Origin of the sequence: Bacillus sp. 0209A, assembly GCF_036765095.1 — a bacterium.
GTDB lineage: Bacteria > Bacillota > Bacilli > Bacillales > Bacillaceae > Bacillus > Bacillus subtilis_G.
Window position 1 is genome coordinate 276869 of sequence record NZ_JBAIZV010000001.1, and the last position, 16019, is coordinate 292887.

Here is a 16019-nt window from a genome sequence, read left to right on the forward strand (position 1 = left end):
ACGCAAACTATCATACTAAAAATCGCGCCTATATGCAAATATTTTAAAATGAAATTTGTGTACATTGCATGTTATTTCCGCAAATTGCTGAAATAACGGATGGCTTCCTGCTTGTCTTTCTCAATTTGCTCTGTTAATTCTTTGATGCCATTGAATTTCCGCTCGCTCCGAATCCGTTTATACCACTCAATTTTTATAGCGGCTCCGTATACCTCTTGATCAAAATCAAACAGATGGACTTCGATTGAAGGCTGCTCCGGGCGTTTTTCATAAAATGTCGGCTTATAGCCGATATTGCAAACGCCGTTGTAGACTTCGCCGTTCACTTCCGCTTTTACGGCATATACACCCGTCGGCGGAACGATATAGCTGTTATTTAAACCGACATTTGCTGTCGGAAACCCGATGGTCCGCCCTCTTTTATCACCGTGAATGACAATTCCTTTTATAAAATAAGGCTGTCCAAGCAAGACATTCGCCAATTCAACGTCTCCGTTTTGAAGCGCGGTACGGATATACGAGGAACTGATTTTTTTATCTTGTTCCGTTAATTTTTCTACCATTGTGCACTCAGCTTCTCCATCTAAATCATGCGGCATGGTCTCCATTGTTCCCTTACCGTATTTGCCGTACGTAAAGTCAAAGCCCGCAACAGCGTGCTGTACATTAAGACCGACAATATACTGGCCTGCAAACTGCTTAGGAGAAAGAGAAGCAAATGCTTCATTAAATTTAACGACATACAGAATCTCTGTGCCTAATTGTTCAATTTGGTTTATTTTATCTTCCAGAGGCGTAATCAGATCCTTTGGCTCCTGATTCCTCCTCAATACATGGGAAGGATGAGGATGAAAGGTCATCACAGCTAACGCCAGGCCCTTTTCTTCAGCTATCTGCTTCGCTGTGCCGATTACCTTTTGATGCCCTAGATGAACGCCGTCAAAATACCCTAACGCCATCACAGACTTTGCCTGCTCCTCTTTGATTAAATGATGAGGATGTGTAATATGTATCGTCTTCACAGAACGGTCACCTTTTTTCTATTGTTCGCTTTTTTGCAGCAATACTTTTGCCGGCTTTAACAGCCCTTTTTTTGTAGGATGGGGAAAATAGATCGCCAAACAACTTCCAGATTCCGTAAAGACAGCAATGCGGTCTTCGCTTGTCATCTCAGAAAACTGCTCGGGCGTCTCAAGCAAAGCCCCATTTTCTACTTTCTTAGCTAATGTATCACTTATGATCCATTTCGGCAAATGATTGAGCGCGCCTTCAATAGGAACTGTATGCTCTCCCACGGTCCCGGACTGAGCCTGTGTTTCCAGTTCATCAAAGGTAAAGCATTCGTCGAGAGAGAAGTCTCCGGATGCCGTACGGATTAAATGAGACATATGAGCCGGATATCCGAGTTTTTCTCCGATCATGACCGCCAGCGTCCTTACATAGGTCCCTTTGGAGCATGTCACTGTAAACCGAAAGCTTGCCGTTTCTCCATTATGTTTAATCTCTGTCGTCAGGGCAATGTCTTCAATAGTAATCATACGTTTTGGACGTTCTACCTGAATACCTGCTCTTGCGTACTCGTATAATTTTTTGCCGTTTACTTTGACAGCGGAATACATGGGAGGAATTTGCTCTTGTTTACCCTTTAAGCTATTTAAAACTTTTACTGCATCTGCTTTATCAATGGCTTGATTGACAGGCTTAGTTTCAACCCTTTCGCCAGTCTGATCCTCTGTTGTCGTTGAAAAGCCAAGTGTTATTTCCGCATCATATGTTTTAGACTTTTCAGTCAAGTATTCGACTATTTTTGTCGCCCTTCCCACACAAATCGGAAGTACACCTGACACTTCTGGATCGAGTGTTCCCGTATGTCCTACTTTTTTTGTTTTTAACAGTTTTCGGATCTTCATGACACAGTCGTGCGATGTCATGCCAACCGGTTTATGTAAAAGGAGAACTCCGTTAACCATTGTCTTTCACTCCTTCTTTTGGTTTTTTCTCTTTAAAACGAAGAAAAGAGGACAGACGATATACGCCTATCCTCTCCATTTTTTATTCAGATGGTTTCTCTGAATGTAATTCGTGAATCAGCGTTTCGATTCGATTTCCGTAATCGATTGATTCATCGAACTCAAATTCAATTTCAGGCGTTTTTCGAAGTCTGATGCGGCTGCCGATTTCAGATCGGATAAATCCTTTCGCCTTTGCCAGCCCTTTCAGCGCTTCCTCCCGTTTTTTCTCGTCGCCGAGAACCGAGATATACACCTTTGCAATTTGCAAATCACCTGATACACGTACATCCGTTACTGTCAGAAAACCTATTCTCGGATCTTTCAGCTTGCGGCTGATAATATCACCGAGTTCTTTTTTCATTTGCTCGCCGACACGGTTTGCTCTCATACTCAATTCAATCACCTCTAAGTTAAAACCACTCTGTCCTAGTGATCGTCCGTTCAATTTCAGGAAAAGAATCGATAAACGCTAGGACGCGCTGCAGCTCTTTTTCTGTTTGAACGCGAGAGGAAGAAACAGCGGCGATTCCGAAGCTGGTCCTTTGCCATGTGTCCTGATAGTCAATCTCCGAAATCGAAACATTGAACTTGTTTTGAACCCTGGTTAAAACCCGCTTCAGAACGGCACGCTTTTCTTTTAGCGATCCTGCATCATAAATGATGCATTCACATTCCGCAAATCCGATCACTTTCTTTCAATTTCTTGCATGACATAAGCTTCCAGGATGTCACCTTCGCGAATGTCATTGTATTTCTTAATTGTAATACCACATTCATAGCCTTGTGAAACTTCTTTCACATCGTCTTTAAAACGTTTCAAAACGTCTACTTCGCCTTCGAAGATGACGACGCCGTCACGAATTAAACGGAGGCCGCTGTCGCGCGTAATGGTTCCTTCAGTAACATATCCGCCGGCAATTGTACCTATTTTAGATACTTTGAATGTTTGGCGTACTTCTACTTGGCCAATTACTTTTTCTTCATATTCAGGATCAAGCATACCTTTCATGGCAGCTTCAATCTCGTCGATTACTTTGTAAATGATACGGTGAAGACGAATATCTACATTTTCAGCTTCAGCCGTACTCTTAGCATTTCCGTCCGGTCTCACATTAAACCCGATAACTATTGCATTGGAAGCAGATGCCAAGATAATGTCAGATTCAGTAATTGCACCAACGCCTGTGTGGATGATTTTCACTTTAACGCCTTCTACTTCAATTTTTTGAAGTGCGGCCGTTAAGGCTTCAGCAGATCCTTGAACATCAGCTTTTACGATGAGGTTAATGTCTTTTACATCACCTTGTTTAATTTGCTCGAATAAATCATCAAGACTGAGTTTCGCTTTATCGCTGCGCTGCTCTTCAAGCTGTTTCGAAGCACGGGCTTCCCCGACAGAACGAGCTGTTTTTTCATCCTTAAAGACAAGGAATTGGTCTCCAGCTTGAGGGACATCGTTCAAACCGGTAATTTCAACCGGAGTTGACGGGCCGGCAGTTTTTACACGGCGTCCAATATCGTTGACCATGGCACGGACACGGCCAAATGTATTGCCAACTACGATAGGATCACCGACATTCAGTGTCCCAGTCTGTACGAGCAATGTCGCAACTGACCCTCTGCCTTTATCAAGTTCCGCTTCAATAACCGTTCCTTTTGCCTGGCGTTTCGGATTCGCTTTCAATTCCTCTACTTCACTGACAAGCAAAATCATTTCAACGAGTTCATCAATGCCTTTTCCGGTTAAAGCGGAAAGCGGAACAAAAATGGTTTCTCCGCCCCAAGCTTCAGGGACAAGTCCGTATTCCGTCAGTTCCTGCATCACACGGTCAGGATTTGCGGATTCTTTATCGACTTTATTCACAGCAACGATAATTGGAACCTCAGCTGCTTTTGCATGGTTAATCGCTTCTACAGTTTGCGGCATTACACCGTCATCTGCAGCCACAACGAGAATCGTAATATCAGTTACTTCTGCACCGCGTGCACGCATTGTCGTAAATGCGGCGTGGCCCGGAGTATCCAAGAACGTAATTTTCTTGCCGTTCTCTTCAATTTGGTAAGCACCGATATGCTGGGTGATTCCGCCGGCTTCTCCTTCAACAACCTTCGTTTTACGGATGCTGTCAAGAAGCGTCGTTTTCCCATGGTCAACGTGACCCATGATCGTCACGACAGGAGGACGAATTTCAAGATCCTCTTCTTTATCAGGCTCTTCATATTTTTCCAGTTCTGTTTCTTCAAGCACAATGACTTCTTCTGTTTCTACACCATATTCTGATGCAATGAGTTCGATTGTATCTTTATCAAGCTCTTGGTTAATGGTTGCCATTACGCCAAGAAGCATCAGCTTTTTAATGAGTTCTGAAGGCTCTTTGCCAAGCTCCTCAGCCAATGCGCCGACTGTTAAAGTGCCGGAGAATGTAATTTTCTCAGGAAGCTCTTTTTTCGGCTTTACAGGCTTTTGCTGATATTGATTCTTATTGTTGTTGTTGCGTTTATTTTTTTTGTTGTTGTTATTCTTCTTGTTTTTGTTAAATTGATTATTCTGCACGTCATTCTTCTTTCCGTCTCGAATTTTATTTGGTTGATTTCCAGCAGATTGCTGATTAACCCCTTGCGTCTGTTTGTTTTTGTTCGTTTCTGCAGGCTTTTGAGATTTAACGGCTGCGCCGCCTTTTTTATATTTGGCATCAAGCTGTTTAATAGCCTTTTCTTCAAGCATGGCCATGTGATTATTCACTTCTAAATTCATGTTTTTCAGTGCGGTCAAAATTTCCTTACTTGAAACATTTAATGCTTTTGCATATTCGTATACTCTCATTTTAGCCATTCGTTCACCCCCAAAAATATTAATCGAGCAAGCTGATCAGCTTATTCGCAAAACCTTGGTCAGTGACGGCGACAACGACACGGGCTTCTTTACCGATAGAGCGTCCAAGAACCGCGCGACTCTCGACTTTTTTATAAGGGACTTTATAATAGCTGCACTTGTCGGTTACTTTTTTCGCTGTGTTAGATGATGCATCCTCTGTAAGCAGGACAAGCTTTGCACGCGCATTCCTGATTTCTTTAATTACCAAGTCCTCGCCTGACACGACCTTACGAGCTCGATTGGCCAGACCCAGCAAGGGAAACCATTCCATTCCAGACATTTTATTTTTTCACCTTTTCCGCCAGCTCTAGCAATTCTTCGAAAATCTGGTCATCGATTTGTGATTGAAATTGATTTTGTAAAGTGTTTTTCTTTTTTGCTGCTAAAATGCACTCTTTATCCAGCGTTAAATAAGCACCCCGCCCGTTCTTCTTTCCGGTCGGGTCTACTGAGATTTCGCCTTCTTTCGAACGTACAACTCGGATCAATTCTTTTTTAGGCTTCATTTCACCAGTCACTACACATTTGCGTAACGGGATCTTCTTGTGTTTATTCACCTAAGGCCACCTCTTATTCATCCGTTTCAGCAGTTTCAGGCTCCGTAAAAAGCGGCTCATCGTCGTCTGCTTCAAGTTCTCTCGGATAGATTCCAAGTTCTCTTGCGTCCGTTTCGCTCTTAATATCAATCTTCCAGCCTGTCAGTTTAGCAGCTAAGCGTGCGTTTTGTCCTCTTTTGCCAATCGCCAGAGACAGCTGGTAATCAGGGACAATAACAGTTGTCGCTTTTTCTTCCTCATTAACGATGACTTCCAGCACTTTCGAAGGACTGAGTGCATTTGCGACAAATTCTACAGGATCACTGGACCAGTTGACAATGTCAATTTTTTCACCTTTTAATTCATTGACGATCGCCTGAACACGCTGGCCTTTAGGGCCTACGCATGAGCCGACAGGATCCACGTCAGGGTCGTCTGTGCGGACCGAAATTTTCGAACGGTCTCCGGCTTCTCTGGCTACAGATTTCAGCTCGACAGTTCCATCATAAATTTCAGGCACTTCGATTTCAAACAAACGCTTTAACAGGCCTGGGTGTGTTCTTGACACATAAATCTGCGGGCCCTTCGTCGTTTTTTCTACTTTTGTGATAAATACCTTAATGCGGTCATGAGGCTTGTAGCTTTCATTTGGCATTTGCTCATTAACCGGCAGCAAGGCTTCTATTTTGCCTAAAGACACGTAGATAAACTTATTGTCCAGACGCTGGACGATACCTGTCATGATGTCTTCTTCACGGTCGATAAATTCAGAATAAATCACACCGCGCTCAGCTTCGCGCACACGCTGTGTGACGACCTGCTTCGCTGTTTGAGCAGCTATGCGCCCAAAATCCTTAGGCGTTACTTCGATTTCGACAACATCGCCGACCATATATTCCGGATGGATGCCCTGCGCCTCTTCAATAGAGATCTCCAGTCTTTGGTCGTATACTTCGTCAACGACATCTTTTCTTGCAAATACACGGATGGAGCCTGTTTCACGGTTTAAATCCACTCGTACATTTTGCGCTTGATTAAAATTCCGCTTATAAGCAGAAATTAACGCAGCTTCGATTGCTTCAATGATAATTTCTTTACTGATGCCTTTTTCTTTTTCAAGAATCGTGAGAGCATCTAATAATTCACTGCTCATTTAACGGTCTCCCCCCTTAAAGCATTTGTATTCATTAGAACGTAACAGCTAATCGTGCATTAGCTATCTTTTCATACGGAATATTGATCCGTTTCTTTCTTGTTTTGATCGTGATCTCAACTGTCACTGTTTGTCCATCAAATTCAGCCAGTTCACCTTCAAACACTTTTACGCCATCAATAGGCTCATACGTCTTAATGTACACATTTTTCCCAAGTGATTTTTCAAAATCGGCTTTTTTCTTTAGCGGACGCTCAGCTCCTGGAGATGAGACTTCAAGAAAGTAATTTTGGCTGATTGGGTCTGCCTCATCAAGCTTTTCGCTTAAAGCTTCGCTTACTTTGGCACATTCCTCAATATCCACACCGTCATCGGAATCAATAAACACGCGAAGGAACCAGCTTTGACCCTCTTTGACAAATTCAATGTCAACGAGTTCCAGCTGAAGGCTGTCTACGATTGGCTGAGCCATCTCTTGAACGGTGTCAGTCACTTTTTTGCTCATGTTCTTCCTCCTTGTGCTGTCGATCTCATGTTCGTCTCGTCACTCTGCATAAAAACCCTGCTTCAAAAGAGCAGGGGCTTAAAAGTAAACGATGAACATGTCGAGACAAAATTCTCCTGTTCAATACAAAAGAGCGGGTTTCCCCACTCTTTGCCTCGGTAATCGTTAGCATTTCCAATAAAACTATACCATAACCATATTTTTATTGCAAATGGATATACACTTACCTTCACCTAAGCAAATGACAGAGACTCTAATGTTACAATGTCACTTTTTGCGCTTATGTATGCATAGAAGCAGAATTTCCTGAGAAATTCTGCTTCTATATTAAAACAATGACAATTGGTTTTGATCAGGCAGTGATTCCAGGCAGCCATGGCGATCTAAATACTCTAAAATCGTTTTTGACACTTTCCCTCTCTTTTGCAAATCTTCTTTAGAGAGGAATTCGCCTTCTTCACGAGCCTTTACAATATTCAGAGCAGCGTTCGTTCCTAATCCAGGAATGGAGTTAAACGGCGGGATAAGGCTGTTGCCGTCTATAATAAACTCTGCAGCGCTGGAGCGATATAAATCGACTTTTTGGAATGTATAGCCTCTCTCACACATTTCAAGCGCTAATTCTAACACAGTGAGAAGGTTTTTTTCCTTCGGTGAAGCATCAAGCCCTTTAGCGTTAATATCCTCCATTACGGCTTTGATTGCTGTAGAACCCTTGATCATTGTATCGATATCAAAGTCGTCTGCACGAACGGTAAAATAAGCCGCATAATACAAAAGCGCGTGATGCACTTTAAAGTAAGCGATGCGGACCGCCATTAATACATAAGCCGCGGCGTGGGCTTTCGGGAACATGTATTTAATCTTTTTACAAGAATCAATATACCAGTCCGGGACATTGTTATTTTTCATTTCTTCTTCCCATTCAGGCGTTAATCCTTTTCCTTTACGTACAAATTCCATGATTTTAAAGGCAAGGGATGGCTCAAGGCCTTGATAGATTAAATAAACCATAATGTCATCACGGCAGCCGATAACCTCACTCAGCTCACAAATATTATTGTGGATGAGCTCTTGTGCATTGCCGAGCCATACATCAGTTCCGTGAGATAAGCCTGAAATCTGAACGAGCTCGGAAAAAGTTGTCGGCTTTGTATCTTCAAGCATCTGCCGCACAAATCGGGTTCCGAATTCAGGAATTCCCAGAGTACCCGTTTTACAGCCGATCTGTTCTTCTGTAACACCGAGTGATTCGGTTCCCTGGAAGATTTTCATCACTTCAGGATCATCTGTTGGAATGGTTTTCGGATCAATTCCGCTTAAGTCTTGAAGCATCCGAATAACGGTCGGGTCATCGTGTCCGAGAATATCGAGTTTTAACAGGTTGTCATGGATGGAGTGGAAATCAAAATGAGTGGTTTTCCACTCTGAACCTGTGGCGTCCGCCGGAAACTGAATTGGTGAAAAATCATAAATGTCCATATAATCCGGGACAACGATAATACCCCCAGGGTGCTGTCCGGTCGTACGTTTAACACCTGTACATCCCTGTACGAGCCGATCTATTTCGGCCCCGCGCATGTGGAGATTGTGGTCCCCGGCATAGCCTTTTACATATCCGTAAGCTGTTTTTTCTGCAACTGTTCCTATCGTTCCCGCACGATATACATTGTCTTCTCCGAACAATACTTTTGTGTAATTGTGTGCGTGCGGCTGATATTCCCCTGAAAAGTTCAAATCGATATCAGGTACTTTGTCCCCTTTAAATCCTAAGAATGTTTCAAACGGAATATCATGGCCGTCTTTTTTCAAAGGCGTTCCGCAATGAGGGCATATCTTGTCAGGCAGGTCAAAACCGGAACCGACAGACCCGTCATTAAAGAACTCAGAATGTTGGCACTCAGAGCATACATAATGCGGCGGCAGCGGGTTGACCTCAGTGATCTCAGTAAGCGTCGCAACTAATGAGGAGCCTACGGAACCACGGGAACCTACGAGATATCCGTCATCTAGTGAACGTTTTACAAGTTTGTGAGAGATCAAATAAATAACAGCGAAGCCATGGCCAATGATACTTTTTAATTCTTTTTCAATCCGCGCTTCCACAATTTCAGGCAACTCTTCGCCGTAAATGCTTCTTGCACGCTGATAGCTCATTTCTCTGATCTCTTCATCAGCGCCTTCGATTTTCGGTGTATACAAATCATCTTTAATTGGCTTGATGTCATCGATTAAAGAAGCAACCTTTTGGGTATTGGTGACAACGATTTCCTTCGCTTTTTCTTCGCCTAAGAAAGAAAATGCTTCAAGCATTTCGTCTGTCGTTCTGAAATGCACTTTCGGCAGTTCATGTCTGTTCAGCGGATTTGCCCCGCCTTGAGAGGATACTAAAATCTTTCTGTAGATTTTATCCTCGTCATTCAAGTAATGTACATTTCCCGTAGCAACAACCGGTTTATTTAGCTTTTCACCCAGTTTCGTGATATTCGCAATAATTTCTTTAAGCGATTTTTCATCGCGGACCAGTTCAAGTTCTAGCAAGTGACGGTACACTTCAGGCGGCTGAACTTCGAGATAATCATAGAATGACGCGACATCTTCCACCTCTTCAGGCGATTTTTGCATCATTCCTTCAAAAACCTCTCCCCTGTCACAGGCTGAACCGATCAGAAGCCCTTCCCTATATTTCTCAAGCTGAGATCTCGGGATACGAGGCACTCTGTAAAAATAATGGATATGAGAGAGTGACACAAGCTTAAATAAATTTTTAAGACCCGTGCTGTTCACAGCAAGTAATGTTGCGTGATAAGGTCTCGATCTTTGATAAGCGTTGGACTGACCCATATTTTCATTTAACTCATCATGGTACTGAATGCCTTTTTCAGCCGCGTCCTTCAGCATTTTCAGGAGCAAATAAGCCGTCGCCTCAGTATCGTAGATCGCACGGTGATGCTGTGTCAGTTCGATATCAAACTTTTTACAAAGTGTGTTCAAACGGTGGTTCTTAAATTCCGGATAGAGAAAACGGCCAAGCTCAAGCGTATCAATGACTGGGTTTTTAGCTTTTTCGACTTCAAGAAGCCTTTTATAAGCTACGTTTAAGAATCCCATATCAAAACTTGCATTGTGAGCGACAAGGATATCATCGCCGATCCATTCTCTGAAATCTCTTATTACATCTACGACATCAGGAGCGTCGCGAAGCATATCATCGGTGATGCCGGTCAGCTCTATGATTGTGGCTGAAAGCGGACGATGCGGGTTCGCAAACGCCTCAAATTTATCAATAATTTCTCCGCCTTTTACTTTTACTGCAGCCAGCTCAATAATGGTATCGTATACAGCAGACAGTCCTGTTGTCTCGACGTCAAAAACAACATATGTTTCTTCCTCAAGCAGCCGATGTGCAGCGTTATAAGCAATTGGCACGCCATCATCAACAAGATTCGCTTCCATCCCGTAAATCATTTTAATTCCATGCTTTTTTGCGGCAGAATACGCATCAGGGAAGGATTGAACGACAGCATGGTCAGTCAAAGCGATGGCCTCATGCCCCCATTTTTTTGCCTGTTCGACAAGCTTTCCGACACCCGTAACAGCATCCATTTGGCTCATTGGGGAATGCAAATGCAATTCCACTCTTTTTTCTCCTTCAGATGCAGAATCTTCACGGGTTTTTGCTTTCATTTCGTTTACGTCATTTGCGATCATGACGAGATCTCTGACAAAAGTGTCATTTTGAATGCTGCCGCGTGCTTTTACCCACATTCCTTTTTTCAGAGACTTCATCAGTGCCGCATCTTCTTTTTCACGTGCAAACATTTTGATTAAAATACTATTTGTGTAGTCTGTAATTTTGAAGATACACAGCGTACGCCCGCTTTTCAGCTCTCGTGTCTCCACATCAAACACGTAACCCTGGACCGTTATTCTCCGTTCTTCGTCCATGATGCTGTCAAGTGTCCGGATTTCTTCGTTATCTTTAATTTGATAACCGATGACAAGAGGCCCAGATGGTATTTGATCTTCATCACTTTCTTGATCTTTCTTCTCCATTTCAATCAGTGCCTGCATGGCCCGCTCTTGGTCTTCCGCAAGCTTTTGCTCCCGAAACTTTTGAACTTCTTGCTCGGATACAAAGATTTCGGCATCAAGCTGAAGATCCGGGAAACCAAATTGACGGTATCCGGCTTGAATCATAGAACTATATTTGTTCTTAAGAGCAACCGCTTCCGTGTCCGTTTTTGTTTTGACAATCAGTTTATTGCCTTTCAATTTCGGTTTTTGCTGGTTTAAAAGACTGATAATCGGCGGTGAAATGCCTTGCAGTTCCTCAATACAGCGTGACCAGTAATCTTGTACTAGACTTTCGCTGACCTCGGCATCTTGCACTTCGATTGAAGATGTCACTTTTGCTATGTGGGCAAACGATTGCGTCAGCCTCGTTGTTAATGTGTCATATATTTGAAAAGGCAGCAAAGATTTAAATTGAAAATGAAAATGCCAAGACTTAGACGCTTTGTGTATCGCCAACTTTTTAATCTCACCATCTTCAAAGTATGTCATGAAGGTATCATCTGTCATATTAATCTGCTGCAGAAGAATTTGAAACTGCCTTCTGTTTACTGATAACTGTTCCATTAAGACAGTACCCCTCCCTAAAAACTTCATAAGTGAAGGTACCTCAGGCAAATGAGGTACCTTCTATTATTTCTATTTTAACATGTTTTTTAATAAATCGTTATGGTGATTACTGCTTGCTGATAAAAGCAGATAGTTCGTCTGCTGAAATTTCAGTTGATTCACCCGTTTTACGGATTTTCACTTCGACAATTCCTTCGTCCGCACGTTTTCCGACAGTAATGCGGATTGGAAGGCCGATGAGATCTGAATCAGCGAATTTTACACCGGCGCGCTCAGCACGATCATCATAGAGCACTCCATAGCCTTCCGCTTTTAAATCGGCATACAGCTTTTCAGCAAGCTCTCTTTGCCCATCGTTTTTCACGTTCAAAGCAAGAATATGAAGATCGTACGGCGCAACGCTTTTTGGCCATATCAATCCTTTATCGTCGTGGTGCTGTTCAGCAATAGCAGAAAGCGTTCTTGACACACCGATTCCGTAACAGCCCATCAGCATTGGCTGCGCGCGACCGTTTTCATCTAAGTATGTCGCATTCATCGCCTCTGAATAGCGTGTTCCAAGCTTAAAGACTTGTCCGACTTCGATTCCTTCTGCAAAACGGATTGTACCTTTGCCGTCTGGTGAAGGATCACCCTCTTTAATAAAACGAAGATCAGCAAATTCTTTAATTTGCGCGTCACGGTTTACGTTGACATTTTTATAGTGATGATCTCCTTCATTTGCACCGGCAACAGCATTGACCATTGCTTTCACAGCATGATCGGCATATACTTCAACATCTTGTTTGACACCGACAGGGCCGACAAAACCCGGTTCTGTTCCAAGCTGCTGAATAACCTCTTCTTGTGAGGCAAGCTCCACAACTTCTGCATGAAGCAAGTTTTTCACTTTAATCTCGTTAACTTCATGGTCCCCTCTTACAAGCACTAAGACGAAACGGTCATCTGCTTTAAACAGCACTGACTTCATGCAGGCTTCAGCAGAAACCTGTAAATACGCAGTCAGTTCTTCGATTGTTTTCACGTTAGGCGTGTGGACTTTCTCTAAAGCTTGAGGCTCTTCATCAGAAGGGACTTCTTGATAAAGAACTTCAGCCATTTCGATATTAGCCGCATACTGTGATTCATCAGAATATGCAATCGTATCCTCTCCGATTGCAGAAAGTGCCATAAACTCGTGCGTATCCTTTCCCCCCATTGCGCCTGAATCGGCGATGACAGGTCTTACATTAATGCCGCAACGGGCAAAAATATTAGAATAAGCCTCGTACATTTTTTGATACGTATTATCCAAGCTCTCTTCAGATGCATGGAAAGAATACGCATCCTTCATAATAAATTCGCGTCCTCTTAACAAACCGAAGCGGGGACGTTTTTCATCTCTGAACTTAGACTGAATTTGATACAGAGTCAGAGGGAGACGCTTATAAGATTTAACCTCATCGCGAACAAGTGAAGTGATAACTTCTTCATGCGTTGCCCCTAAAGCAAATTCACGGCCATGACGGTCTTTTAGTCTCATCAGTTCAGGACCATACGTATACCATCTGCCTGATTCCTGCCATGTCTCAGCCTGCTGCAATGCGGGCATAAGCATTTCCACGGCATCTATTTTCTCCATTTCTTCACGAATAATCTGCTGAATGTTTTGAATCACTTTATACGCAAGAGGCATATAGCTGTATACCCCGCTCGTATTCTGTCTGATAAACCCTGCTCTCAGAAGAAGCTGATGGCTTTTTGCTTCGGCATCAGCTGGAACTTCACGGAGCGTAGGAATAAGCGTCAAGCTTTGTCTCATTTCTTCGCACCTCTGATTGATTTACTTTTCGTTTACAAGAACAGCCGCTGGATATCGTTCCATGTGACAACCAGCATAAGAAGCATTAAGAAAGCTACTCCGATAAACACAACAAATGCTTCTTTTTCCCTGTTAATCGGTTTGCCCCGAATCGCTTCAATAAATAGAAATAACAACCTTCCTCCGTCAAGCGCCGGAATCGGAAGCAGGTTGACAATCCCAAGGTTAATGCTTAAAAACGCAGCAAACTGGAATAAGTTCACTAACCCTGTTTTCGCCACCTGGTCTGTCATGTCATATATGCCGACAGGACCTGACAACATATCAAGTTTAAATTGGCCTGTTACTAATTTGCTTAAGTTGGTTAAAATGGCTTTAGTGACATCAACTGTTGAAGTCGCGCCGTAAGCAACTGCTGAGAGAACGCCTTTTTCAGTCGGCGCATAGGAACCGAAACGCCCGATTGTTTTTTTGTTCTCATCTTTAACAGCTTCCGGAGTCACTGAAATATGAAGCGTTTTGTTATCTCTTTTTACTGCAACGTCCATTTCTTTTTCCGGATTTTCTTTTACAGCAGAGACAATGTCCGTCCAAGACCTCATTTTCTCTCCGTTAATGCTTTGAATATAGTCCCCTTCTTTTAGCCCCGCTTCGGCCGCCCGTCCATTGTCAGTCAGCTGCCCGAGCACAGGCTCATTTGACGGCACGCCTTGAATCAGCCCAAGCATCACTAAAATGACGTAAGCTAAAATAAAGTTCATAATCGGCCCTGCAGCAATCGCTTTAATTCGCTGCCACACAGGTTTGGAACCAAATTGGCGATTATACGGCGCAATCTGCACTTCTTCTCCGTCTACAATGAAAAAGGATGTTTCACTGACAGCAAAGCTGGAAAGTTCATCTTCTTTCCCCTGTTCATAGCCGGTGATCTTCATGTCATGCTCTAAATCCGCAGTTTCTACTTCAATGACTAAAGCATCCGGGTATTTTTCCTTTTGATTGATGATGACTTTCTCAACTTGATCGTCTTTATTAAACAGAAGCCCGACCGTGTAACCGGGTTTTACCTCAATCATTTCCGGATCTTCGCCGGCCATACGGACAAATCCGCCGACCGGAAGCAGCCTGATGGTATAAACTGTTTCATTTTTTTTGAAAGAAAAAATCTTCGGACCGAATCCGATCGCAAATTCACGGCAGAGAATTCCCGCTCTTTGGGCTAGCAATAAATGACCCAGTTCATGGAAGAAAACGAGCGTTCCGAAAATAATAATAAACGCTATAACTGTATTCACGAACATACCACCTTATGTGAGTATTGAATTGACGTATCCCCGGGTATCTTTGTCCACTTCTTGAATGTCCGCCAGGTTCGGTTTGTTCATTACCTGATGGCGGGATAGTGCCTTTTCGATACAGTCTTCAATAGCCAAAAACGGTATCTTACCGGCTAAAAAGGCAGCGACAGCTACTTCATTTGCTGCATTTAGCACTGTCGGCATTGTTCCTCCCATTTTACCTGATTCAAACGCAAATTGTAAGCATCGGAACCTGTCAAAATCAGCTTTCTCAAAATGAAGGCAGCCGATTTCCCATAATTCAAGCCTTTTGGCATCTGGTAATGGCAACCGGTCAGGATAGGTTAGGGCATATTGAATTGGAACCCTCATATCAGGAGTTCCAAGCTGTGCGATCACACTTTTGTCATGAAACTCAACCATTGAATGGATGATGCTCTCCTTATGTAAAACCACATCAATTTGTTCATATGGGATATCGAAAAGCCAATGTGCCTCGATCACCTCTAATCCCTTATTCATCATTGTAGCCGAATCGATCGTAATTTTTGCACCCATTGACCAATTCGGATGTTTTAATGCGTCCTCAACTGTTACTGATTCGAGCTCCTCCCGCGTCTTGTCCCGAAAGCTTCCGCCGGAGGCTGTAATGATGAGGCGTTCAATATTTTTTGCCTGTTCGCCTTGGAGTGCTTGAAATATTGCCGAATGCTCACTGTCAACAGGCAGCAGCGGAACATCGTATTTCTTAGCATGTTCTTTAACTATATGCCCGGCAGTGACAAGAGTTTCCTTATTTGCAAGCGCAATTGTTTTTTTCTGTTCAATTGCCTTTAACGTCGGGATAAGACCGACGCTTCCGAGCAAGGCATTGACAACAACATCGACTTCCTCCATAACTGCCGCTTCAATCAGGCCTTCTTCTCCAAGCCCGATTTGGCAATCAAATGAAAAAGAAACTTGTTTTAATTTATGATATGTATCCAGATCACCGACAGAGACAAACTTCGGCTGAAAAGCCTCTATCATCGGAACAGCCTTATCAATATTTCTGCCAAACGACATAGATACCAGCTGAAATTGATCTTGATGCGTACGCAATACGTCAAGCGTCTGTTCGCCGATCGATCCTGTTGCTCCTAAAAGACAAATATTTTTCAAAGTGCCACGACTCCTATTCTTTTTGCTGCATAAT

Annotated in this window: 13 protein-coding genes; all 13 read right to left on the reverse strand. The window is 43.1% G+C overall.

The genetic code is table 11. The features are described 5' to 3' along the window. Positions 1-71 precede the first annotated feature (71 nt). Complete coding sequence (gene ribF / locus V6D44_RS00945; RefSeq protein WP_087991636.1) at positions 72-1022, reverse strand: bifunctional riboflavin kinase/FAD synthetase; 951 nt, start codon at positions 1020-1022, stop codon at positions 72-74. 18 nt (positions 1023-1040) lie between these two features. Continuing rightward, the gene (truB, locus tag V6D44_RS00950) at positions 1041-1970 is read right to left on the reverse strand and encodes a tRNA pseudouridine(55) synthase TruB (protein ID WP_087991635.1); all 930 of its coding nucleotides are present in this window, start codon (positions 1968-1970) and stop codon (positions 1041-1043) included. Between the two features lie 82 nt (positions 1971-2052). Further along, positions 2053-2406, reverse strand: a complete 354-nt coding sequence (gene rbfA, locus V6D44_RS00955) for a 30S ribosome-binding factor RbfA (RefSeq protein WP_009967251.1) — start codon at positions 2404-2406, stop codon at positions 2053-2055. A 16-nt stretch (positions 2407-2422) separates the two neighbouring features. After that, entirely contained in the window at positions 2423-2701 is a 279-nt protein-coding gene (locus tag V6D44_RS00960) for a DUF503 domain-containing protein (RefSeq protein WP_010328005.1), read from the reverse strand. Next, a complete protein-coding gene (gene infB, locus V6D44_RS00965) occupies positions 2698-4845 on the reverse strand; it encodes a translation initiation factor IF-2 (protein WP_087991634.1) in 2148 nt (715 codons plus the stop codon). The genes V6D44_RS00960 and infB overlap by 4 nt, the downstream gene beginning before the upstream one ends. 19 nt (positions 4846-4864) lie before the next feature. Further along, positions 4865-5167 (reverse strand): YlxQ family RNA-binding protein, encoded by a 303-nt coding sequence (locus V6D44_RS00970; RefSeq protein WP_087991633.1) that lies wholly within the window; start codon positions 5165-5167, stop codon positions 4865-4867. A gap of 1 nt (position 5168) precedes the next feature. After that, a complete protein-coding gene (gene rulR, locus V6D44_RS00975) occupies positions 5169-5444 on the reverse strand; it encodes a glucose-induced regulator RulR (protein ID WP_010334283.1) in 276 nt (91 codons plus the stop codon). Positions 5445-5457: 13 nt separating this feature from the next. Then, complete coding sequence (gene nusA / locus V6D44_RS00980) at positions 5458-6576, reverse strand: transcription termination factor NusA (protein WP_087991632.1); 1119 nt, start codon at positions 6574-6576, stop codon at positions 5458-5460. Between the two features lie 34 nt (positions 6577-6610). Then, positions 6611-7081: a ribosome maturation factor RimP gene (gene rimP, locus V6D44_RS00985; protein ID WP_003231915.1), complete on the reverse strand. Its 471-nt coding sequence runs from the start codon at positions 7079-7081 to the stop codon at positions 6611-6613. Between the two features lie 327 nt (positions 7082-7408). Continuing rightward, entirely contained in the window at positions 7409-11722 is a 4314-nt protein-coding gene (locus V6D44_RS00990; RefSeq protein WP_253269098.1) for a PolC-type DNA polymerase III, read from the reverse strand. A gap of 109 nt (positions 11723-11831) precedes the next feature. Continuing rightward, a complete protein-coding gene (gene proS / locus V6D44_RS00995; protein ID WP_253269097.1) occupies positions 11832-13526 on the reverse strand; it encodes a proline--tRNA ligase in 1695 nt (564 codons plus the stop codon). Between the two features lie 32 nt (positions 13527-13558). Then, positions 13559-14827, reverse strand: coding sequence for an RIP metalloprotease RseP (gene rseP, locus V6D44_RS01000; protein WP_087991629.1), 1269 nt, complete (start codon positions 14825-14827; stop codon positions 13559-13561). 6 nt (positions 14828-14833) lie between these two features. Next, positions 14834-15985 carry a 1-deoxy-D-xylulose-5-phosphate reductoisomerase gene (gene dxr, locus V6D44_RS01005; protein WP_087991628.1) on the reverse strand — a complete coding sequence of 384 codons (1152 nt, stop codon included), beginning with the start codon at positions 15983-15985 and terminating at the stop codon, positions 14834-14836. Positions 15986-16019 lie beyond the last annotated feature (34 nt).